A 21,922-nucleotide genomic window follows, 5' to 3' on the forward strand; every position below is an offset into this window, starting at 1 on the left:
CGTCGCCCACTGGAGAGCGATCCATGTCCCAGGGCGACAAGTCGAAATACACCGACAAGCAGAAGCGCAAGGCCGAGCACATTGCGGACTCCTACGAGAGTCGCGGCGTGCCGGAAAAGGAGGCGGAAGCCCGCGCCTGGGCGACGGTCAACAAGGACGATGGCGGCGGCAAGCATCCTGGCGGGTCGGGCCGGGCGAAAAACACAGGCCACCCCGCCGCGCACAAGGGCGGCAAGACCGGCGGCGCGGCCTCGGCCAAGCGCAGCGCCGCGGACCGCTCGGCTTCCGCAAAGAAGGCCGCCGCGACGCGAAAGGCGAACGCCGCGAAGGGTTAGCGGCCGGGCTCCACCAACTTCACCAGTGTGTGCAACACCTGGTTGGCCGGTGTGGGGATGCCGAGGCGCTCTCCCTCGCGGACGACCTTGCCGTTGAGGTGATCGATCTCGGTGGGTCTGCCCCTGGCAAGGTCCTGCGCCGTCGAGGAGCGCTGCTCGGCCATGGTCCGAGCGATGGCTTCGACCTGGGCGAGCATGTCCTCCGGCAGGTGGATGCCGCAGGCCGTGGCGACTGCGACGCATTCGGCCGTGACCTCTGCCAGCACTGTTGCCACGCCCTCTTTCGCGAAGAGCTGCCCATAGGGCTTGCCGCCGAGCGCCGAGAGCGCGTTCCAGGCACAGTTGATCGTGAGTTTCGCCCAGAGCGCATCCCGCACCCGATCGGACACGCTCGTCGGGATGCCGGCGGCGTTGAGCCAATCCGCCACCGCCTCGCCGCCTCTCCCCAGGATCAAATCGCCACGCCCGTGGTGACGGACATGGCCCGCCCCCTCCATCGCGGTGGCGACATAGACTGCCACCGGCACGACCGGCCGACCGATCACCGCCGCCAGACGCTCGCCGTTATCGACACCGTTCTGCAGGCTGAGGATCGTCGCATCCGGCGTGAGGTGCGGGAGCATCGCGATGCCCGCCGCTTCGGTATCGCCCGATTTCACGCAGACGAGGACGAGATCCGCCCCCGCCACGCCCTCCGGCCCAGCCACGGCGACAAGCGGGATGGTCTCGCGTCCCTCGGCGGTGTCGAGCACGAGGCCCCGTTCCGCCACGGCCTCGACCAAGGCGGGTCGTCCGATCAACGTGACGGGATGCCCGGCCCTGGCCAGCACGGCGCCGTAATAGCAGCCGACCGCTCCCGCCCCCATGACGGCGACGCGTCGTGTCCGGGCTTGGCTCATGCCGCGAGAGTCTTCGGAGCCGCGACGGGGCTCGTCCGCACATGGTCGAGCAGCGCTCGCACCGGATGGCGCAGGCGGATGCCGTCGATGATCTTCACCTGAGAACGGCAGGAATAGCCATCGGCCAGGAGATCGCCCGCGCCCTCGTGGACCCGCTGCGCCCAGCTCTGCCCGTAGATGATCTCGGACGTCGTCCGGTTTCGGGCCTCGTGGCCATAAGTCCCGGCCATGCCGCAGCAGCCCGAGGCGGGTACATCGAGTCGCAGGCCGAGATGGAGAAACACGGCCTGCCAATCCTTCACCGCACCCGGCGCGTTGGTGCGCTCGGTGCAGTGGGGCAGCAGGCGAAACGTGCCACCGCCGCCTCTCGGCGCGACCGCATCGAGCCGTCCGGACAACCATTCCTGCACGAGCTGAACCTTCGGCACCGCCCCATCCGGCAGGATGGCGGCATATTCCGAGCGGTAGGTGAGCGTCATGGACGGATCGATGCCGATCAAGGGCACCCCTTCCGCCGCAAGCGCCCGCAGGGAGGCAGCACCGTCGGCGGCAACCTTTCCGAACCGGGCAAGGAAGCCGTGGACATGCAGCGGCTTGCCGTTCGGCCGGTAGGGCGCGAGCCAGGGCCGGAAGCCGAGCTCGACTAGCAGGGCGCAGAGGTCGGCGACGAGTTCGGCCTCGAAATGCGTGGTGAAGGCATCCTGCACGATCACGACCGACGCCCTCCGCTCCTCGGCGCTCAGGGCGCGCAGGGCGGCAGGCGTCGCGATGGAAACGCCGAGATCGGCGAGCGTTCCCGCGAGGTCGAAGGTCGACAAGGCAGGAATTGCCACCAGCCCGAGCTTGGCCAAGACCGTGCGGGCCACGGGGTTCGCCGACAGGGCGTTGCCGAGGCGAGGCATCCGCGCGGCGAGGGGCAGCACATGTTCGAGGGCGCCGATCAGGTGGTCCTTCAGAGGGCGCGGATAGCGTTGGTGGTAGAGCGCCAGGAACTTCGCTCGGAAGCTCGGCACATCGACCTTGATCGGACAGGAACCCGTGCAGGACTTGCAGGCCAAGCAACCATCCATCGCCTCCTTCACAGCATGTGAGAAGTCGTTCCGGTCGCCCGCCGGGCGAAGGCTGCGGAGAAGGTCGCGCAGGGGGCTCGGCCGCTCCCGGCGCAGCGCTGCGGTCGGATCGGCCCCGGCGGCTGCGGCGAGCCGAAGCCATTCGCGCATGAGCGAGGCGCGGCCCTTGGGCGAGTGCCGCCGCTCCCGGGTCGCCTTCCAGGACGGGCACATGGCCTCGTCCGTATCGTAGGAGAAGCAGGCACCGTTGCCGTTGCAATGGAGCGCCGCGTCGAACTCGGCGCGGATCGCGGGGGGAATGGTGCGGTCGGCCTCTCCGCGCCGGGGCACGCCGTCGATCCGCGTCAGCGCGTGGCCGGAGGCCGAGGCGATCTTGCCGGGATTCAGCCGGTCGCCGGGATCGAAGGCGCGCTTCACCGTTTCCAGCACGGGCATGAGCGGCCCGAAGGTCTCCGGCACGAATTCCGAGCGGAAGCCCTTTCCGTGCTCGCCCCAGAGCAGGCCGCCATACCGCTTGGTGAGTGCGACGACGCCCTCCGTGACCTCGCGGATCAGCGGCGCCTGCGCCGGATCCTTCAGATCGATGGCGGGGCGGACATGCAGCACTCCGGCATCCACATGGCCGAACATGCCGTAGCGCAAGCCCTTGGCATCGAGGAGGGCGCGGAATTCGGCGATGTAATCGGCCAACACCTCCGGGGGGACCGCCGTATCCTCCACGAAGGGGATCGGCCGCGCATCGCCCTTGGCGGCACCGAGGAGGCCCACCGCCTTCTTGCGCATGGTCCACAGCCGCTCGATGGCAGCACCCTTCGCCACCGTGTAGCCGACGCGCTTGCCGTGGCTCTCCTTCTCGGCGTCGAGAGCGTTCGTCAGCCGTCTCAGCGCTTCCTCGACGAGGGCGGGCTCGTCGCCCACGAACTCCACGAGGTTGATGCCCTCGACCGTCCGCCCCGCCGGATCGTCTGGGAAGAAGGCCCGCACCTCGGCCCAGATCGGGTCCTTGCGGGCGAGGCCGAGCACCGTGGAATCGATCGTCTCGACAGAGGCCGCGCCGAAGGGCATCAGCGCCTGCGCATCGCGCAACGCGGCGTCGAAATCGACGTAGGACAGGGCGACGAGTGCAGAAGCCTTCGGGATCGGCAACACGTTGAGCCGCGCCTCGGCGATGAGGGCGAGCGTTCCTTCAGCACCGCAGATCAGGCTCTTCAGGTCGAAACGGCCCTCCCCGTCGCGGACATGGGCGAGGTCGTACCCGGTGAGGCAGCGGTTGAGCTTGGGGAAGCGCTTCTCGATCAGCGCCGCGTTCTCGGTGATCGCGGCGTCCACGGCCCGGTGAATGTCCCCGACACGGCCGGGCCGCGCCTGGGCGGCGGCGAGGCCCTCCGCATCCAGAGGCTCGGCGGTCCAGACCGTACCGTCGGTGAACACACAGGTCAGCGCCAGCACGTGGTCGCGAGTCTTGCCGTAGAGGCAGGAGCCCTGCCCGCAGGCATCGGTCGAGACCATCCCGCCGATCGTGGCGCGGTTCGAGGTCGAGAGTTCCGGCGCGAAGAACAGGCCGTGCTTGGCGAGTTCGCGATTCAGCTGATCCTTCACCACCCCCGGCTCGACGCGGACGATCCGGTTCTCGACGTCGATCTCGAGGATGCGGTTCATGTGCCGCGAGGTGTCGACCACGAGCCCGTGCCCGAGCGATTGGCCGTTCGTGCCCGTCGCGCCGCCGCGGGGGCGGATGACGATTTCGGTGAAGCGTGGATCGTCCAGCAGGCGGGCGATGCGCACGAGGTCGTCGCGGGATCGCGGGAAAGCCACGGCGCCGGGCTCGACCTGATAGATCGAGTTGTCGGTGGCGAAGACCGTGCGATCGGCTTGACTGAGGGAGAGATCGCCTTCGAAGCCACGCACCAGCAATTCGGCGCAGGCGGCCTCGTAGAGGGGGACCGCATCGGCGGTGCGGGTAAGAACCGGGATCATGGGACGCGTTCTACACCCGCCCGCCCGCGAGGGAAGCCGAAGAGGCTGGCACCGGCCTTGCCAGTCCGTCGCAAGGATCGAAAGCCGGGAGTGGGCATGAGCGCGGATGTCGACAGGGTCAGGGGTGCCCTGGCGGAGCTGATCAAAGCGGCCCTGCTGTCGGATGATACCAAGAGCCTCGCCTGCCGGGAGGAGGCTTCGGCCCGTATTGCCGACTTGACCGCGAACCCGCCGGACCCGGCGGATGTCAGGATGGATGGCGCCTGGACCCTCGCCATTCAGGACGCCGAGACGCCGGAGCTCGTGCCGGAGGAGGGCCAAGTGAGCCTCACCCTGCCGCGCCAATGCCTCTTCACCCTCGAGGAAGTGCTGGCGCCGGGCTTCGACCGGGACGAGGCGGTGGAACGCATCCGCAAGTCGGCCTCGACGGGGTGACACGGGAATGGCTTGACCGAAGCCAACCTGCGGCATCTGTTGAGGAACACGGACGAGGCGTTGCCCTGCGCCACCTGTGCCACCACCTTTGAGGGAGGCGCAGGCCGCACGGCATGCCCCGCCCTTTCTCAAGACACGGCACGGATTCGTTGGCACCCCGCACCCGCGCGAAGGCGGATACCGCCCTCCCCCAGACGATCCCGACGCGCGAGCAGATCCTCGCCTTCATCGCCGAATCCAAGGAGCGCGTGGGCAAGCGCGAGATCGCCAAGGCGTTCGGCGTGAAGGGTGGCGCGGCGAAGATCGAACTGAAAGCCGTCCTGAAGGAGATCGAGGCCGAGGGCGGCCTTGAGCGCGGGCGCGGCGGATTTCAGGCTGCCGGGCACTTGCCTCCCGTGGTGTTGGCCGACATACGCTCTCGCGACCGCCACGGCGACTTCCTGGCCGTGCCCGCCGAATGGAAGGGCGAGGGCAAGCCGCCCTCCATCGTGCTCATGCCCGTGCGGGGCGGACGAGGCGCCAAGCGACCCGCGCCGGGCATCGGCGACCGCGCCCTCATCCGTGTCGAGCGCGACGCCGAGGGCGGCTATTCCGGGCGCGTCATCAAGGTCATCGGGAAGAACAAGGCCGAGATCATCGGCGTCTACCGCGCGGGCGCTCAGGGCGGTCGCATCGTGCCCGTCGACAAGAAGGCGCAGGGCAAGGAGATCCTGATCCCGCCGGGCGAGGAAGGCGAGGCCAAGGACGGCGACCTCGTGAGCGTCGCGCTGGAACGCGAGACGCGCTTCGGACTGCCGCGTGGACGGGTGCGCGAGCGCCTGGGCTCCCTCGGCTCCGAGAAGGCGGTGAGCCTCATCGCGCTCCACATCCACGGCATCCCGCACGTCTTCGCCGATGCGACGCTCGCCGAAGCGGACGCGGTGAAGCCCGCGACGCTGAAAGGCCGTGAGGATTGGCGTGACCGCCCGCTGCTGACCATCGACCCGCCGGATGCGAAGGATCACGACGACGCCGTGATGGCAGAGCCTGACGAGGACCCCGGCAATCCGGGCGGCTTCGTCGTTACCGTCGCGATCGCCGATGTCGCGGCCTATGTCCGCCCCGGCACGAGCCTCGACCGGGAGGCGCTGGAGCGTGGCAACTCGGTCTATTTCCCCGACCGGGTGGTGCCGATGCTGCCCGAGCGCATCTCGAACGATCTCTGCTCGCTGCGCGAGGGTGAGGACCGCCCGGCCCTCGCCGTGCGGATGGTGATCGCCGCCGACGGGGTGAAGCGCCGCCACAGCTTCCACCGGGTGATGATGCGCTCGGCGGCCAAGCTCTCCTACGCGCAGGCGCAAGCCGCCATCGACGGGCATGGCGACGAGAAGACCGGCCCGCTTCTCGACCGGGCGTTGCGCCCGCTCTGGGTCGCCTATGCTGCCCTGAAGACCGCCCGCGACCGGCGGGGGCCACTGGCGCTCGATCTCCCGGAGCGCAAGGTGCTCCTGACGCCCGAGGGCGGCGTCGACCGGGTGATCGTGCCCGAACGCCTGGACGCCCACCGGCTGATCGAGGAGTTCATGATCCAGGCGAACGTCGCCGCCGCCGAGACGCTGGAATCGGCCAAGCAACCGCTGATCTACCGGATCCACGACGAACCTGCTCTGGAGAAGATGCGTGCGCTGGGCGAGGTGCTGGGTTCGGTCGGCATCAAGTTGCCGAAGGAAGGCGCGCTCCGGCCCGACTTGTTCAACCGCATCCTGCGCTCGGTGGCCGAGACCGAGCACGCGATCTTCATCAACGAGGTCGTGCTGCGCTCACAGGCCCAGGCCGTTTACGCCTCCGAGAACCTCGGCCATTTCGGCTTGAACCTGCGCCGCTATGCGCATTTCACCTCACCGATCCGGCGCTATGCCGACCTCATCGTCCACCGGGCACTGATCACGGCCTGCAAGCTCGGGTCAGGAGGCCTCTCCTCCGACATCTCAGCGGGAGATCTCGCCGCCATCGGCGAGACCATCTCTGCGACGGAGCGGCGGGCCATGGCCGCCGAGCGCGAGACGATCGACCGGCTCATCGCGGGCCACCTCGCGGACCGGGTCGGCGCGACCTTCGCCGGGCAGATCTCGGGGGTGAACCGGGCCGGCCTGTTCATCAAGCTCGACGAGACCGGGGCCGACGGCTTCGTACCGATCTCGCAACTCGGCGCCGACTATTTCCGCCATGAAGAAGGCCGCCACGCCCTCGTCGGCGAGCGCACGGGTGAAACGTTCCGGCTCGGCGACCGGGTCGAGGTGCGGCTCGTGGAGGCGGCACCCGTGGCGGGCGCCCTGCGTTTCGAGCTTCTGAGCGAGGGACGGCAGGGGTCGAGGGGTGGCGGCACCCGCAAGGGTCCCGGACGGCCGTTCAAGGCAGCGTCGCCCGGCCGCCCGGCAGGCATCCGCACCTCGAGGTCGCGCCATCGGGGCTCCCGCCGCTGAGGGCGGGGATGATACGATGATCGCGCGAAGGGCAGAAGGAATGAAGGCTCCATGCCGATGACCGAGACTCCCGCCCCGGTCCGCACGGGACTGATCCGCTCGATGGCGCGCGGCTTCATCGGCCGCTGCCCGCATTGCGGAGAGGGCAAGCTGTTCGGCCGCTTCCTGAAGGTCCGGCCCGAATGCGAATCCTGCGGGCTCGAACTGTCGCATCATCGCGCCGACGATCTGCCGCCCTACGTGGTGATCTTCATCGTCGCTCACATCGTGGGCTACCTCATCCTGGAGACGGAGAGCGCCTACGATGTCCCGCTCTGGGTCGAGCTTGGCATCTGGCCCATCTTCACCCTGGTTCTGGCGCTCGGCCTGCTCCAACCCGTGAAGGGGGCCGTCGTCGGCCTGCAATACGCCCTTGGCATGCACGGCTTCTCCGCGCTACCGCGAGGCCGCCCCGCTCCGGGGCCGGAGGAGACACGCCTTGCCCCAGCCGGACCCGGCGGCGCCGCAGGCCGCCCCTAAGGCCGCACCCGAGGCAGCGCGTCCGGCCGCGAGCCTCCGCCCTCGCGACGCGGCGACGATGATCGTGCTCGACCGTCGTGGCCGGGGTGGTCCGAAGGTCCTGATGGGGCGGCGCAACGCCCGGCTCGCCTTCATGCCGGGCAAATTCGTGTTCCCCGGGGGGCGGATCGAACTCGGTGATCGCTCCATGCCGGTGGCGGGCGCCCTGTCCGACCATGCCGAGACGATGCTCTCCCGGCGCATCACCCGGCCGCCGCACCATCTTGGCCGCGCCCTGGCACTCGCCGCAATCCGCGAGACCTACGAGGAGACGGGGATCATGCTCGGAACCACCGAGTATGGTCCGCCGGAAGAGGTGCCCGATGGTTGGGAAGCCTTCCAGCGCCACGGGGTCCTTCCGGATCTCGAAGCCCTGCACGTCGTCGCCCGAGCGATCACGCCGCCGAAGCGCGTTCGCCGGTTCGACACGCGCTTCTTCGCCATCGACCGCACCTGTGTTGCCGCCGAGGAGCCGGGCCGGGTGAGCGAGGACACCGAACTGACCGAACTCGCCTGGGTGCGCCTCGACGCAGCGCGCAAGCTCGATCTGCCTTACATCACCCGTGCCATCCTCGATGAGCTCGAGGTCCAGATCGCCGTCGACTTCGCGCCGTATCGGCAGATCCCCTTCCACTTCGAACGCTACGGCCGCCGCGAGCGGGAGTTTTTGTGACACAAACACATGGATCCGGCTCTGTTGCGGCGGCCGGTGAACGGGGTTGGGAGCCGAGCGACCGGGAACGGATCGCCGCCATCGCGGCGGCCATCGCCTGTGTCGCGGTCGTCGGGATCGGCCTGAGCCTGTCGATTCCGCTGCTTTCCATCGAGATGGAGCGGAGGGGCGCGTCGAGCACGCTCATCGGCCTCAACACGGCGATGGCAGGCATCAGCAGCATCTGCATCGTGCCGTTCGTGCCGCGCATCGCGGCGCGGTTCGGTGTCGTGCCCCTGCTGACCCTCTCGCTGATCGTCTCGGCGGCGAGCCTCGTCGCCTTCCCGCTCCTACCGGGCATCCTGCCCTGGTTCCCCCTCCGCTTCGTCTTCTCGGCGGGCTTGGGGGCACTGTTCGTCCTGTCGGAATACTGGATCAACGCGGCAGCGCCCCCGGAGCGGCGGGGCCTCGTGCTCGGCATCTACACGACCGTCCTGGCGCTGGGCTTCGCGGTGGGTCCAGTGCTTCTCGCCCTCGTCGGCACGAATGGTCTGTGGCCCTATTTGACCGGCGCGCTTCTCGTTCTGGCCGGACTGCTGCCCGTGTTCCTCGCCCGTGGCCTGTCGCCCGCCGTCGAAGGTGGGACCGGGCGGGGCGTGTTCGGCTATATCCGCCTCGCCCCCGCCGCCTTGTTCGCCGCCCTGCTCTACGGCGCCGTCGAGACGGGCATCTTCGCGATCCTGCCGCTCTACGGTTTACGGATCGGCTATGACGCGCAGGGCGCGGCGGGCCTCGTGAGCCTGATCGCGCTCGGCAACGTGCTGTTCCAGATCCCCTTCGGATGGCTCGCCGACCGGGTGGACCGGGGGCTCGTGCTGCTCGGCACCTGCCTCGGCTGCGCCCTGGGTTCGGCCCTGATTCCAGCCGCCTCCGGCTCGGCGATGTCGCTCGGCGTCCTGTTGTTCCTCTGGGGCGGGCTCGCGGGCACCCTCTATACGGTCGGCCTCGCGGCCTTGGGCGCGCGGACCTCCTCCGCCGATCTCGCAGGCGCCAACGCGACCTTCGTGGTGCTCTACAATGTGGGCCTGATTCTTGGTCCGCCGGTCATCGGCGGGGGGCTCGACCTGATGCCCCCGGACGGCTTCGCCTACGCCCTGCTCATCCTGTTCCTGGCCTATGCGCTGCCCCTGGCGGGCATCCTGGCACGGGGCCGGACGCGGCGATCCCCTTGACCTGAACGCCCCGATCGGGCATGCAACCGGCCGAATTCGGCCGGGCCTTCCCGGCCCTTTTGCGTTTCGCTCAAGCGGCGGAATGCCACCCGCTCAGGAGCAACCGCCATGGCCAAGGCCGTCACCGTCAAGATCAAGCTCGTCTCCACTGCCGACACGGGTTACTTCTACGTCACGAAGAAGAACTCGCGCACGCAGACCGAGAAGCTCTCCATGCGCAAGTACGACCCCGTCGCGCGTAAGCACGTCGAGTTCAAGGAAAGCAAGATCAAGTAAGCGCGTCACCCGCGCCGAACGTCAGGCCGCCTCAGGGCGGCCTTTTTCATGCGCCGGTCTCGGCTTCCATCGCCTGCGCCAAGTGCCGGGCGACCGAAACCAGGGCCGTGACCATGGGCGTCGAGGGCTCTCGCCGGGGCGCCACGAGGCCGATTGTGTGAACGACATCGGGGGCGGTGATCGGAATCGCCTGGAGCCCGTCGATCGCGCCGAGCGCATTGACCAGCACGGCGGGCATGATCGACGCCCAGCGCAAGGTGCGCACATGGCTCATCAGAACGATCATCGAATTCGATTCGAGCGTGGCGGCGGGCTCGCCGCCCGCCGCGCGGATCTGTTGGTCGATGATCCGCCGATTCTGCATGTTGGGTGTCAGCAGGCACAGGGGCACCTGACCTGTCTCGGCCCAGGTCACTGATTTGCGGCCGTCGTAGGGGCCGCCCGCCGCCGTCACGAATCGATAGCGCTCCTGATACAGCGGCACCGAGACCACGCGCCCCAGGGGTTCGTTGTCGAGGTAGGTGAGACCTGCATCAGCCTCCAGATTCTCGATCAGGGAAAAGATGTCGGTCGAGGTGGCCGACTCGATCGTCAGGCGAACATCCGGGTGGCGCTCACGATAGGGGGTCGTCAGCCGCGCTACCATCGGCAGCGCCGTAGGAATGGCCGCGATCCGCAGATGCCCGGTGAGACCCCGGCGCAGGCCGGTGACCTCCTCATGCATGGCCCGGGCATCGGCTACGATGCGCCGCGCCCAGGCGAGGACTCGCTCGCCCTCCGGCGTAAAGCCCTGGAAGCGCGAGCCGCGCAGCACGAGCTGCACGCCGAAGCGGTTCTCAAGCTGCTTCACTCCGGCCGAGAGGGTCTGCTGCGTGACGCCGCAGGTCTCGGCCGCGTGGCCGAAATGCTGCTCGCGGGCCAGCGCGAGCAGGAAGTCGAGCTTGTCGATCACCTAGGTCTTTCCCGGCCCATCGGATCAAGCTGAGTTAAGCGCCCGGCCGCCTCCGCACAATCCGGGCGCGGATCCCCGTCAACGAAACAGGATGAGGGCCTTCGACAGGGTGATGCCAATGCCCCACAGGATCGGGATGCCGACGACCGCCCAGGCGAGGAGCGCCCCGAGGCTGAACCCGCCCCGGCCGATGCCGAAGGAGCCAGAGGCGACCTGACGCGTGCCAGGGGCGGCCCCGAGCGCCGCGACATCGGCATCGGCCATGAACCAACGCTTGGCCAGCGGCCGCACCGCGAGATTGCAGACGAAGCCCGCCACGAGGAAGCCTGCGAGGATGTACATCGTCCGGCCGTAGAGATCCGCCCCCTGCACACCCGAGGCAGCCTGGATCTCGCGGATCTTCGTCACGACGAACGGCCCGACGATTCCTGCCGTGGACCATGCGGTGAGCAGCCGTCCGTGGATGGCGCCCACGAACTGCGTGCCGAAGATGTCGGCGAGATAGGCCGGGATGGTCGCGAAGCCTCCGCCATACATCGAGAGGATGATGCAGAAGATCGCCACGAACAGCGCCTGCGCTCCCGCATTGGCCGCGCTGGGAGCCGCAGCATAGAGCAGGGCACCGAGCAGGAAGAAGGTCGCGTAGGTTACCTTCCGGCCGATCCGGTCGGACAGGGAAGCCCAGAAGAACCGCCCGAGGATGTTGAACAGCGACAGCAATCCGACGAAGCCCGCCGCGATGGCCGCGACCTGAGCCTTCTGCCCACCATCGAGGGCGGAGAGCGCCGTGCCCGGCTGGCCGATGAGGGCGCCGCCGAAGATCTCCTGAAGCATCGGTGAAGCCAGCGCCAACACGCCGATACCCGCCGAGACGTTCAGGCACAGCACCAGCCAGATCATCCAGAACTGGACGGTCTTGTGCGCGTCCCGCAGATGGACGTGACCGGCGGCGATCATCTTGTTGGAGGTGGCGGCGGGCGGCGTCCATCCGTCGGGTTTCCACCCGGCCGGGGGCACGCGATAGCCGAAGGCGCCCGCCATCATGAACAGCAGGTAGCCCACGCCCATCACGGCGAGCGTCTGCCAGACACCAGCCGAATCCGGCGTACGGAAGGTCTTGATGAGTAGGTCGGCGAGGGGCGAGCCGATCATCGCGCCGCCGCCGAACCCCATGATCGCCATGCCGGTGGCCATGCCGCGCCGGTCGGGAAACCATTTGATCAGCGTCGAGACCGGGGAGATGTAGCCGAGGCCGAGGCCGATGCCGCCGATCAGGCCCATGCCGAGCCAAAGCAGCCAAAGCTGATGGATGTAGACCCCGAAGGCGCCGATGAGGAACCCGCCCGCCCAGCACAGGGCAGCGACGAGCCCGGCCTTGCGCGGACCCGCCTTCTCCAGCCAGCCGCCGAACAGGGCCGCGGAAAGGCCGAGCACGACGATACCGATGGAGAAGATGGTGACGAGATCGCTGACCCGCCAATCGCAGGTCGTCGTGAACAGGGCCGTCATCACGCCCATGTCCGGGCAAGCAGCCGGGGTCGGCTGACCGACCGAGAGAGCACGGCTCAGCGGCAGCCAGAAGACTGACAGGCCATAGGCCATGCCGATGCAAAGATGAATGGCGAGAGCGGCAGGAGGAACGAGCCAGCGATTGAAGCCGGGCCTTGCAACAATCCGTTCACGGGACAGGAAGCCATGAGAAACGTCGGGCGCGACTGCGCCCGCAAGACCTGTCGTCATTCGGGATCCTCCACACTCGGCCTCTTGTCGGACCGAGCATGGAATTCGTTTAGCCTTCCACGGCGCGCAAGGCTACCGCACGGAAGACATCGCCTGTTTAATCCCAGACAAAGCGCGGAAATTCTTGGGCAACACTCAGCCCGCGTCGCTGGCCCCTTCACCAAGTTTCTGCGGATCGCGCGTGGCCGGGCGAACCGGGCTTTCGGCCGATGGCTCGTCGATGTGCATGGCCTTGCGGACGAGAATATCGGCCTTGTCGCCGAAGGCCGGCAGCGCGGCCTCCAGCTTGTGCACCATCTTGGGGGTCCAGAACGCCTGGATGTGCTTGTGGACGCCGGCCACCGCCTCCTCATCCGGATAGGACCGGAAGAAGGAGGCGATCTGGTTCGCCATGCGAAGGAGCTTATCCTCCTGGGTCGCAGCCGCCATCGCGCTTACTCCGCCGCTTCCTTGGCCGCACCCTGAGCGATCCGCGTCAGGGAGAAGTCCTCCTCGTAGAACTTCGCCTGCCAGTCGGAGGGCCGGTTGGTCCGCCGCACCTGCACCGCCGTCACCTTGTATTCGGGGCAGTTGGTCGCCCAATCCGAATAGTCGGTGGTGATGACGTTGGCGCCGGTCTTGGCGTGGTGGAAGGTCGTGTAGACCACACCCGGCTGCATCCGCTCGGAGACCCGCGCCTTGAGGGCGATGTCGCCCGAGCGGCTCTCCAGGGAAACGAGATCGCCATCCACGATGCCGCGCAGTTCGGCGTCGAACGGGTGGATCTCCAGCACGTCCTCCTCGTGCCAGCGGGAGTTCTCGGTGCGCCTTGTCTGCGCACCGACATTGTACTGGGACAGGATCCGGCCCGTGGTGAGGATCAGCGGGAACTTCGCCCCTGTCCGCTCCTCGGTCGGCACGAACTCGGTGATCATGAACCGGCCCTTGCCGCGGACGAACCGGTCGACGTGCATCATCGGGGTGCCGAGCGGCGCCTTCTCGTTGCACGGCCACTGGATCGAGCCGAGCTCGTCGAGCTTGGCATAGGAGACCCCCGTGAAGCTCGGGGTGAGGCTCGCGATCTCAGCCATGATCTCGGAGGGATGGCTGTAGTTCATCTCGTAGCCGAGAGCCTTGGCGAGGAGGATGGTGCCCTCCCAGTCACCGTAGCCACCCAGCGGCGGCATCACCTTGCGCACGCGGCTGATGCGCCGCTCGGCATTGGTGAAGGTGCCGTCCTTCTCCAGGAATGACGCGCCCGGCAGGAAGACGTGAGCGTATTTCGCCGTCTCGTTCAGGAAGATGTCCTGGATGACGATGCATTCCATCGCCATCAGGCCCGCCGTCACGTGGTGTGTGTCGGGGTCGGACTGGGCGATGTCCTCACCCTGGATGTACATGCCCTTGAACGAGCCATCGACGGCCTCGTCCAGCATGTTGGTGATGCGCAGGCCCGGAGCATTGTCGAGCTTGGCGCCCCACAGGGCTTCGAAGCTCTCGCGGGTGGCATCGTCCGAGACGTGGCGGTAGCCGGTGAGCTCGTGCGGGAACGAGCCCATGTCGCAGGAGCCCTGCACGTTGTTCTGGCCGCGGAGCGGGTTCACGCCCGCGCCGAGCTTACCGATGTTGCCGGTGGCCATGGCGATGTTGGCCATGCCCATGACCATGGTCGAGCCCTGACTGTGCTCGGTGACGCCCAGCCCGTAGTAGATGCCGGCCGCGCCGCCCTTGGCGTAGAGCCGCGCTGCGCCGCGCACCGCCTCGGGGTCGAGCCCGGTGAATTGCTGCTGGCTCTCCGGCGAATGCCGCTCCTCGGCGACGAAGCGCGCCCAGGATTCGAATTCCGGCAGGTCGCACCGCTCGCGGACATAGGCTTCGTCGATCAGCCCTTCCGTGACGATGACATGCGCCATCGAGTTGATGAAGGCGACGTTCGAGCCGGGCTTCAGCGGCAGGTGGAAGTCCGCCTTGATGTGAGGCGACTTCACAAGATCGATCTTGCGGGGATCGGCGACGATGAGCTTCGCGCCCTGACGCAGGCGCTTCTTCATCCGCGAGCCGAAGACCGGGTGGCCGTCGGTCGGGTTGGCGCCGATGACCAGGATCACGTCGGAGTTCTCGACGGACTTGAAGTCCTGCGTGCCAGCCGAGGTGCCCAGCGTCGACATCAGGCCGTAACCGGTCGGCGAGTGGCAGACGCGGGCGCAGGTATCGACGTTGTTGTTGCCGAAAGCGGCCCGGACCAGCTTCTGAACGAGGTAGGCTTCCTCGTTGGTGCAGCGGGACGAGGTGATGCCGCCGACCGAGTCCTTGCCGTACTTGGCCTGGATGCGCTTGAACTCGGACGCGGCGCGGTCGATCGCCTCTTCCCAGGACACTTCACGCCACGGATCCGTGATCTTCTCGCGGATCATCGGCTTGGTGATGCGGTCCTTGTGGGTGGCGTAGCCGTAGGCGAAGCGGCCCTTCACGCAGGAATGGCCCTCATTGGCCTTGCCGCCCTTGTAGGGGACCATGCGCACCACGCGGGTGCCCTGCATCTCCGCCTTGAACGAGCAGCCGACGCCGCAATAGGCGCAGGTGGTGACCTCCGCGTGCTCGGGCTGGCCGAACTCGTGGATCGTCTTCTCTTGGAGGGTCGCGGTCGGGCAGGCCTGCACGCAGGCGCCGCAGGACACGCACTCGGATTCCATGAAGTTGGTCGGCCCGGCGGCAACACGGCTGTCGAAGCCGCGACCGGCGATGGTCAGTGCGAAAGTGCCCTGCACCTCCTCACAAGCGCGCACGCAGCGGTTGCAGACGATGCACTTCGACGGATCGTAGGTGAAGTACGGGTTGGACTCGTCCTTCGGCAGGTACTTCTCGGCGGTCGGGACGACGTGGTTGTCGCCCTCGTAGCCGTAGCGCACGTCGCGCAGGCCGACGACACCGGCCATGTCCTGCAGCTCACAGTCGCCGTTGGCGGCGCAGGTGAGGCAGGTCAGCGGGTGGTCGGAGATGTAGAGCTCCATCACGCCCTTGCGGAGCTTGGCGAGCTTCTCATTCTGCGTGTGCACGACCATGCCGTTCTCGGCGGGCGTGGTGCAGGAGGCCGGCGTGCCGCGACGGCCCTCGATCTCCACGAGGCAGAGACGACAGGAGCCGAACGGCTCAAGGCTGTCGGTGGCGCAGAGCTTGGGGATCTGCGTCCCGGCGGTCATGGCAGCGGCCATGACGGAGGTTCCGGCCGGAACCGTGACCTCCATGCCGTCGATCGTCAGTGTGACGGTCTGCTCGGCGACCCGGATGGGCGTGCCGTAGTCGATTTCCTTGATGAGGGCCATGGAAGCCTCCTCACTCAGCCGCCGCAGGCAGGGAGCCCGCGCGGTGAAAATCCTCGGGGAAGTGGGTGATGGCGCTCATCACGGGCATCGGCGTCAGGCCGCCCATGGCGCAGAGCGAACCGTCGGTCATGACCTCGCAGAGATCCTCGACCAGCTTGAGATTCGCCTCCGGCCGGATGCCCGCGATCACTTTGTCCATCGTCTCGACGCCGCGCGTCGCGCCGATGCGGCAGGGGGTGCACTTGCCGCAGGATTCGGTGGCGCAGAACTCGAAGGCGAAGCGGGCCTGGGCCGCCATGTCGACGGTGTCGTCGAACACCACGATGCCGCCGTGGCCGACGAGGCCCTTCTTGGCCGCCATCGCCTCGTAATCGAGGGGCGTGTCCAGCAGGTGATCGGGGAAGTAAGCGCCGAGAGGGCCACCGACCTGCACCGCGCGGACCGGACGGCCCGAGCAGGTGCCGCCGCCGTAATCCTCGATCACCTCGCGGAGCGTGACGCCGAAGGCGAGCTCGATCAGGCCGCCATGCTTGATGTTGCCCGCGAGCTGGATCGGCAGAGTGCCCAGCGACCGGCCCATGCCGTAATCGGCATAGGCCTTGGCGCCGTTCTCGAGGATCCACGGCACGGCCGTGAAGGTCATGACGTTGTTGACGAGCGTCGGCTTGCCGAGGAAGCCCTTGAGCGCCGGGATCGGGGGCTTGGCCCGCACGATGCCGCGCTTGCCCTCCAGGCTCTCCAGCAGGGAGGTCTCCTCGCCGCAGATATAGGCGCCGGCCCCGAGGCGGACTTCCAGATGGAAGGTCTTGCCCGAGCCGAGGATGTTCTCGCCGAGCACGCCGGCCTTCACGCCGTTGGCGATGGCCTCCTTCAGGGTCTCGAAGGCCTGCGGGTATTCGGAGCGCAGATAGATGTAGCCCCGGGTCGCCCCCGTCGCGACCGCCGCGATGGTCATGCCCTCGATGAGATTGAAGGGGTCGCCCTCCATCATCATCCGGTCGGCGAAGGTGCCGGAATCGCCCTCGTCGGCGTTGCAGACCACATACTTCTGGTCCGCCTTGGCGAGCATCACCGTGTTCCACTTGATGCCCGCCGGGAAGCCGGCGCCACCGCGTCCACGCAGGCCGGATTCGCGCACCGCCGCGACGATGCCCTCGGCATCGAGCTTCAGCGCGTTCTCAAGGCCGCGATAGCCGCCATGGGCCCGGTAATCGTCCACCGAGACGGGATCGATGACGCCGCAGCGGTGGAAGGTCAGGCGCTGCTGCTTGGCGAGGAAGGGAAGCTCTTCCGGCTTGCCGAGCCGCAGGGGGTGCTCGCCGCCCGTGGTCAGGCCGCCGTCGAGCAGGCCGTCCACGTCCTTCTGGGTCACGGGGCCGTAGGCGATGCGGCCTTCAGGGGGCGCGACCTCGATCATCGGCTCCAGCCAGAACAGGCCACGGGAGCCGGTTCGGACGATGGTGACGTCCAGGCCGCGCCGCTCGGCGCCCGCGAACAGCGCGCGGGCGACCTTGTTGGCGCCGAGGCCGAGGGCCACGGCATCGCGGGGGATGTAAAGGGTGACGCTCACTGGCGTACCTCCGTCAGGGCGGCTTCCAGAGCGTCGGCGGTGAGATGCGCGACGGGCTCGCCATCGACCAGGGCGGCCGGGCCGTTGGCGCAGAGGCCGAGGCAGTAGACCGGCTCGACATGGGCCGAGCCGTCCTTGGCGGTGCCGTGCCAGTCGCAGCCGAGACGACCGAGGATCTCGCGGTGCAGAGCGTCCGAGCCCATCGCCTGACAGGCTTCGGCGCGGCATAGCTTCACCGTATGCCGCCCATGAGCGGGTTCCTTACGGAAGTCGTGATAGAAGCTGACACAGCCGAACACCTCGGCATTCGACATGTTCAGCGCATCGGCGATCAGCGGGATCGCGCCGGAATCCACGTAGCCAAAGGTCTCCTGCAAGGCGTGCAGGATCGGCAGCGTAGCGCCTTCCAAATGGCTGTGCTCGGCGATGATGCCCGACGCACGGTCGGCGCTCCAAGGCTCGTGACGCGGCATAGGTTTCCTGCCCAGTCTGTTCCTTTTCTAAGTCCAAGTGGAACAGAATTGCAGGTGGGCTTCAATCGCGCTGTCCGGTGAAGCGACAAAGGACGTCTGTCGAACTGTTACCTCGCGAGCGACGGGATTGTGCGGTGCGCTGAGCGAGGCCGCCCTTAACGAAACCTTTCCCTCTGTCTTCAGAGCCTTCCAGACCGTCCTGAGTCACTGCGATCGGCTGTCGAGGACCATGGGAGACATGCAAAAAAATGCCGCCTGTCAGAACTCCATGTCGAGTTCCTCGATCTCCTCGGGCTCGTTCGCGGCGGCCTCGGCCCATTCCACCATCAGCGGCCAGTGCAGGATGGTGTCGCGATAGGCGGCCGCGCCCGGCGGCAGCTTCACGTCGTAGGTGCGGAAGCGGGTGCAGACGGGGGCGAACATCGCGTCCGCAAGGCAGGGAGTCTGCCCGAACAGGAATGGGCCCTCATAGCGGTCCAGGCAATCGTCGAAGATGGTGACGATGCGCTCGATATCGGCCTTCGCGCCGTTGAACAGCCGGAAGCCGGGATGGAACGCCTTCAGGTTCATCGGCAGGGCCGAGCGCAGGTTCACAAAGCCCGAATGCATCTCGCCCGAGATCGAATGGCAATGCGCCCGCTCGGCCCGCCCCTGAGGCAGCAGCTGCGCCTCCGGAAAGGTTTCGTTCAAGTAGGCGGTGATGGCGAGGGTGTCCCACACGACGATGTCGCCGTGACGCAGGCGGGGGACGAGGAAGGAGGGCGAGAGGTGCAGCAGCTCGGCCCGGCTGGTCGTATCATCGCCGGACAAAACCTCCGTGGAGAAGTCGAGCCCCGCCATCCGGCAGACCAACCAACCCCGCAGGGACCAAGAGGAATAGTTGCGGCTGGAGATGGTCAGCGTCGCGGCGTTCATCGTCCCCTCCGACATCGCGTCGATTCGCGAGGCAGATCCAAGACTCGTGCCGAACGGTCCGGATAGGCGAATCAGGCCGATGCGGGAGAGCCTACTCCCGTCTCAGAAGCGCCGCGACCTCCGCCTCCTCCGCCGGGGAGAGAGAACGTGCCGCATTCGTGGAGCGACGCCGCGAAAGGCGCCATAGCCCGAACAGGCCGAGGAATACGGCCAGGGCGGGGGTCAGCCACAGGATGAGCGTGTGAAGCGCGAATACCGGACGCAACAGAACGAACTCGCCGTAGCGCGCCACCACGTAGTCGCGCACCTGCGCGTCGCTATCGCCCTTCGCCAGACGATCGCGCACCAGCAGGCGCAGGTCCTTCGCGAGGGGAGCGTCCGAATCATCGATGGACTGATTCTGGCAGACGAGGCAGCGCAACCCCTCGGAGATGTCCCGCGCCCGATGCTCCAGGGCGGGGTCCTTCATCACCTCGCTCGGCTGGACGGCTACCGCCGGAAGAGGCGCGAGGAGAAGCGCGGCGATGAGCGCGTAACGCGTCTTCGCGCTCATTCCGCAGGCACCACGCTCGTGGGAAGCGCGCGGCCCTTCGCCTTGGCCGGGGCGCCGACGCGCATCCGCCGGTCGGTGAGAGACAGGCCGCCGCCCAGCGCCATCACCACGGCGCCGATCCAGATCAGCAGCACCAGGGGCTTGTAGTAGAGACGCAGGCCGATGGAGCCATCCTTCCCGACCTCGCCGAGGCTGGCATAGACCTGGCTTGCCCCGACCGTGAGAAGGCCCGACTCCGTCACCGTCATCTGGCGGCTCGGATAAAACCGGCGGCCGGTCTCGACCTTGCCGATCTCGTCCCCAGCCTTGTCGCGGATGGTGAGGAAGGCACCCGCCTCCTCGTAGTTCGGGCCCTTGCGCGGAGCGACCCGATCGAGGGTCGCCTCATAGGGGCCGACCGCGAGGGTCCCGCCGGGGTTGATGCTCGCCAGCCCCTCGCTCGCCCAGCCCTGGGCGGCGATGCCGATCACCACCACGCCGACGCCCGCATGAGCGAGCGCGGTGCCCCAGGCCGAGCGCGGCAGGCCGATGGCCCGGCGGGCGATCTCGGAGGGAGCCCGGGTCCGCCGGGCGCCGTAGCCGCGGGCGCGGCCGATGATCTCCAAAGCGGAGCCGATGATCAGGTAAGCACCGAGCCCGATGCCGACCGGCGCCATGATCGGCCCGCCGATGCTCATGGCGAGCACGCCGAGACCCACCGCCAGAGCCAGGGCAAGGGCGAAGAACAGGCGCTGCGACGCCGCCAGCATGTCCCCACGCTTCCAGGCGAGCGCCTGACCGAACGGGACAATCAGCAGCAGCGGGATCGCCAGGGGGATGAAGGTCGCGTTGAAGAAGGGCGGTCCGACCGTGATCTTGTCGCCGGTCAGCATCTCCAAGAGCAGCGGATAGAGCGTCCCCACGAACACCGTCGCGCAGGCGGCGACGAGGAACAGGTTGTTGAGGACGAGCGAGCCCTCCCGCGAGATCGGCGCGAACAGCCCGCCCTGGCGTAGCAGCGGCGCTCGCCATGCGAACAGTGTGAGCGAGCCGCCGATGAACAGCACGAGGATGGCGAGGATGAACACGCCGCGCGTCGGATCGGTGGCGAAGGAATGCACCGAGGTCAGCACGCCCGAACGAACGATGAAGGTGCCCACGAGGGAGAGCGAGAAGGTCAGGATGGCGAGCAGCACCGTCCAGACCTTCAGGGCGTCGCGCTTCTCCATCACCACGGTGGAGTGGAGCAGGGCCGTGCCCGCGATCCAGGGCATCAGGGAGGCGTTCTCGACCGGATCCCAGAACCACCAGCCCCCCCAGCCCAGCTCGTAATAGGCCCAGTAGGACCCCATTGCTATGCCGAGGGTGAGGAAGCACCACGCCGAGAGCGTCCAGGGCCGCACGGCCCGTGCCCAGACGGCGTCGATCCGCCCGTCGATCAGTGCGGCGACCGCGAAGGCGAAGGAGATCGAGAAGCCGACATAGCCGAGGTAGAGCAACGGCGGGTGGATCGCGAGACCGGGATCCTGCAGCAGCGGGTTGAGGTCGCGACCCTCCAGCGGCGCGGGCACGACGCGGGTGAAGGGGTTCGACGTCGTGATGATGAACAGCACGAAGACGAAGGTGATCAGTCCCTGCACCCCGAGGGTATTGGCCCGCAGGCGCGGCGGTACGGAATTGCGCGCCGCGGCGACACAGGCCCCGAACAGCGTGAGGATGAGCACCCACAGGAGCATCGAGCCCTCGTGGTTCCCCCACACGCCGGAGAACTTGTAGATCAGCGGCTTCTGGGTGTGCGAATTCTCGACCACGTTCTGGACCGAGAAGTCCGACGTCACATGCGCCCAGGTCAGGGCTGCGAAGGCGAAGAGCACGCAGGCGAACGAGCCGAGCGCCGCCTGAAAGGTTGCCTGCCGTAGAGTCGGGTCGTTCGACCGCGCCGCCCAGATCGGCATGGCCGTCTGGACGAGCGACAGCGCGAGCGCCAGGGCGAGTGCGAAATGTCCGGTCTCGACGATCACGTCCGCCTCACCGTTCGCTGCGCGGTCCGAGGGTGCCGCCATTCGCGGCCGCCGAAGGAGCTGCGGCGGGGGCGGCGCCCTGGGCGCCCCCCTCCTGCCAGCGGCCCTGCTTCTTCAGGGCGTCGGCGACCTCGCGGGGCATGTAGGATTCGTCGTGCTTGGCCAGCACGGTATCGGCGCGGAACCGGTGGCCCGGTTCCAGCACGCCTTCGGCCACCACGCCCTGCCCCTCTCGGAACAGATCGGGCAGAAGGCCCTTGTACTGCACGGCGATGGTGGCGCCGTGGTCGGTGACGGCGAAATCGATCGTCTGGTCCGGCCCGCGCTTCAGCGAACCGTCCTGAACGAGGCCGCCCAGCCGCAGGCGCGTGCCCACGGGTATCGCCTGCGCCTCGATATCCGAGGGCGACTTGAAGAAGACGATGGAGCCGCTCATCGCGAACAGGATCAGCCCTACGGCCAGCGCGAGAACGCTGCCGCAGGAGAGGATCAGGACGAGGCGGCGCTTCTTGCGCGTCACG

The 21,922-nt window shown here is 67.8% G+C and carries 19 protein-coding genes; 7 read left to right on the plus strand and 12 right to left on the minus strand.

Annotated features, from left to right (window positions below; translation table 11 throughout):
• Nucleotides 1–23: 23 nt before the first annotated feature.
• Entirely contained in the window at nt 24–335 is a 312-nt protein-coding gene (locus J4O73_RS02180; protein WP_426214259.1) for a plasmid stabilization protein, read from the plus strand.
• On the opposite strand, the gene J4O73_RS02185 is transcribed toward J4O73_RS02180, so the two are convergent.
• Together J4O73_RS02185 and ydiJ are read right to left on the minus strand one after the other, a co-directional pair.
• Nucleotides 332–1,234: a ketopantoate reductase family protein gene (locus J4O73_RS02185; protein ID WP_426214260.1), complete on the minus strand. Its 903-nt coding sequence runs from the start codon at nt 1,232–1,234 to the stop codon at nt 332–334. The two genes, J4O73_RS02180 and J4O73_RS02185, sit on opposite strands and share 4 nt — an antisense overlap.
• Nucleotides 1,231–4,281 (minus strand): D-2-hydroxyglutarate dehydrogenase YdiJ, encoded by a 3,051-nt coding sequence (ydiJ, locus tag J4O73_RS02190; RefSeq protein ID WP_426214261.1) that lies wholly within the window; start codon nt 4,279–4,281, stop codon nt 1,231–1,233. Before ydiJ ends, J4O73_RS02185 begins: the two co-directional genes overlap by 4 nt.
• A 96-nt stretch (nt 4,282–4,377) precedes the next feature.
• Between ydiJ and J4O73_RS02195 the strand changes: the two genes are divergently transcribed.
• From J4O73_RS02195 to rpmG, 6 genes are all read left to right on the plus strand, one after another.
• Nucleotides 4,378–4,716 carry a hypothetical protein gene (locus J4O73_RS02195; protein WP_426214262.1) on the plus strand — a complete coding sequence of 113 codons (339 nt, stop codon included), beginning with the start codon at nt 4,378–4,380 and terminating at the stop codon, nt 4,714–4,716.
• Between the two features lie 149 nt (nt 4,717–4,865).
• Nucleotides 4,866–7,178, plus strand: coding sequence for a ribonuclease R (gene rnr / locus J4O73_RS02200; protein WP_426214263.1), 2,313 nt, complete (start codon nt 4,866–4,868; stop codon nt 7,176–7,178).
• Between the two features lie 57 nt (nt 7,179–7,235).
• On the plus strand, nt 7,236–7,697 hold the full coding sequence (locus J4O73_RS02205) for a DUF983 domain-containing protein (protein ID WP_426214264.1): 462 nt from the start codon (nt 7,236–7,238) through the stop codon (nt 7,695–7,697).
• Entirely contained in the window at nt 7,657–8,409 is a 753-nt protein-coding gene (locus J4O73_RS02210; RefSeq protein ID WP_426214265.1) for an NUDIX hydrolase, read from the plus strand. The genes J4O73_RS02205 and J4O73_RS02210 overlap by 41 nt, the downstream gene beginning before the upstream one ends.
• Before the next feature lie 71 nt (nt 8,410–8,480).
• Nucleotides 8,481–9,620: an MFS transporter gene (locus tag J4O73_RS02215; RefSeq protein ID WP_426214874.1), complete on the plus strand. Its 1,140-nt coding sequence runs from the start codon at nt 8,481–8,483 to the stop codon at nt 9,618–9,620.
• Between the two features lie 108 nt (nt 9,621–9,728).
• Nucleotides 9,729–9,896, plus strand: a complete 168-nt coding sequence (rpmG, locus tag J4O73_RS02220) for a 50S ribosomal protein L33 (RefSeq protein ID WP_010684598.1) — start codon at nt 9,729–9,731, stop codon at nt 9,894–9,896.
• Nucleotides 9,897–9,942: 46 nt separating this feature from the next.
• Here rpmG and J4O73_RS02225 read toward each other — a convergent pair whose 3' ends face one another.
• From J4O73_RS02225 to ccmE, 10 genes are all read right to left on the minus strand, one after another.
• On the minus strand, nt 9,943–10,848 hold the full coding sequence (locus J4O73_RS02225; RefSeq protein WP_426214266.1) for a LysR family transcriptional regulator: 906 nt from the start codon (nt 10,846–10,848) through the stop codon (nt 9,943–9,945).
• 78 nt (nt 10,849–10,926) lie between these two features.
• Complete coding sequence (locus tag J4O73_RS02230) at nt 10,927–12,588, minus strand: OFA family MFS transporter (RefSeq protein ID WP_426214267.1); 1,662 nt, start codon at nt 12,586–12,588, stop codon at nt 10,927–10,929.
• Nucleotides 12,589–12,723: 135 nt separating this feature from the next.
• A complete protein-coding gene (locus J4O73_RS02235; RefSeq protein ID WP_378968553.1) occupies nt 12,724–13,017 on the minus strand; it encodes a formate dehydrogenase subunit delta in 294 nt (97 codons plus the stop codon).
• Between the two features lie 5 nt (nt 13,018–13,022).
• Entirely contained in the window at nt 13,023–15,890 is a 2,868-nt protein-coding gene (gene fdhF / locus J4O73_RS02240; RefSeq protein ID WP_426214268.1) for a formate dehydrogenase subunit alpha, read from the minus strand.
• Between the two features lie 10 nt (nt 15,891–15,900).
• A complete protein-coding gene (locus J4O73_RS02245) occupies nt 15,901–17,460 on the minus strand; it encodes a formate dehydrogenase beta subunit (RefSeq protein WP_426214269.1) in 1,560 nt (519 codons plus the stop codon).
• The gene (locus J4O73_RS02250) at nt 17,457–17,933 is read right to left on the minus strand and encodes a formate dehydrogenase subunit gamma (RefSeq protein ID WP_426214270.1); all 477 of its coding nucleotides are present in this window, start codon (nt 17,931–17,933) and stop codon (nt 17,457–17,459) included. The genes J4O73_RS02245 and J4O73_RS02250 overlap by 4 nt, the downstream gene beginning before the upstream one ends.
• A 258-nt stretch (nt 17,934–18,191) precedes the next feature.
• Entirely contained in the window at nt 18,192–18,848 is a 657-nt protein-coding gene (locus J4O73_RS02255) for a glutathione S-transferase family protein (RefSeq protein WP_426214271.1), read from the minus strand.
• A 91-nt stretch (nt 18,849–18,939) separates the two neighbouring features.
• Nucleotides 18,940–19,401 carry a cytochrome c-type biogenesis protein gene (locus tag J4O73_RS02260; RefSeq protein ID WP_426214272.1) on the minus strand — a complete coding sequence of 154 codons (462 nt, stop codon included), beginning with the start codon at nt 19,399–19,401 and terminating at the stop codon, nt 18,940–18,942.
• A complete protein-coding gene (locus tag J4O73_RS02265; RefSeq protein WP_426214876.1) occupies nt 19,398–21,401 on the minus strand; it encodes a heme lyase CcmF/NrfE family subunit in 2,004 nt (667 codons plus the stop codon). The genes J4O73_RS02260 and J4O73_RS02265 overlap by 4 nt, the downstream gene beginning before the upstream one ends.
• Nucleotides 21,402–21,408: 7 nt before the next feature.
• Nucleotides 21,409–21,921 carry a cytochrome c maturation protein CcmE gene (gene ccmE, locus J4O73_RS02270; RefSeq protein WP_426214273.1) on the minus strand — a complete coding sequence of 171 codons (513 nt, stop codon included), beginning with the start codon at nt 21,919–21,921 and terminating at the stop codon, nt 21,409–21,411.
• Nucleotide 21,922: the final 1 nt, after the last annotated feature.

It is taken from the genome of Methylobacterium sp. NFXW15 (genome assembly GCF_049887755.1).
Classification (GTDB): domain Bacteria; phylum Pseudomonadota; class Alphaproteobacteria; order Rhizobiales; family Beijerinckiaceae; genus Methylobacterium.